Genomic DNA, 858 nt, shown 5'->3' on the forward strand with positions numbered 1-858 from the left:
CGAATCAAATACATCTCTCTACAAACCACCTTTGTTTTTATCAAAAATGTGCGAATGTTAACGTTTGTGTAAAACAGCACAATTTCACAGCAACATCCTATGTAACATTTCACTCTCAGATTAGATACATTTTATTAAAAAATTAGTTTTTCTCACAAATAGTGGGGTCAATACGTTAGTTTTTTTCATTTCTTCCTAATGCACTTTTGCCTTACATTTAGCGCCGAAAACCAATCTGGAATCTGGTAAGTAGATGTTCCAATAATTGCGCAGAAATTCGATAAGAACAAAGGTGCGTATCGCAGTTATCCATCCCTTTCTAACTGTAGTCACCTCCCACGAATTTACTTAGCAACAAAACCCGATAGATTGGTGTAAATTTACCCTTTCCGTTTTTCACTAATGTGAACATTTACGAGTACGCAATATGCAGACTTTAGAGCTAGCCATTTTCCTGCAGTTTTTCTTGGGGTTGGTTGCCGCCGTTAACCCTGTAGGCATCATGCCTGTTTTCGTGTCTTTAAGCGGACATATGACACCAGAAGAAAAGATCAAAACCGCGACAACAGCCAATGTGGCAGTGGCCGTGATCCTGATCATTTCCCTGCTTGCAGGTCAGTTACTGTTGGATATGTTCAGTATTTCACTGGATTCATTCCGAGTGGCAGGTGGCTTGCTGCTGTTAAGCATCGCCTTTTCGATGATGAGCGGTAAGCTCGGTGAGGATAAGCAGAACAAACAAGAAAAATCTGAGTACGTTAGCCGCGAACAGATCGGCGTTGTACCACTAGCGATGCCACTAATGGCTGGTCCTGGTGCAATCAGCTCAACAATCGTTTATGGCGCGCGTTACCCAAG

At 42.0% G+C, this 858-nt stretch carries 1 protein-coding gene; it reads left to right on the forward strand.

Annotated elements, in window-relative coordinates; all coding sequences use genetic code 11:
- Positions 1-427: 427 nt before the first annotated feature.
- A partial coding sequence (locus R7Q11_RS25440) for a YchE family NAAT transporter (RefSeq protein ID WP_225466909.1) occupies positions 428-858 on the forward strand: 431 nt, incomplete at its 3' end.

This window comes from Vibrio sp. 970 (assembly GCF_033339075.1).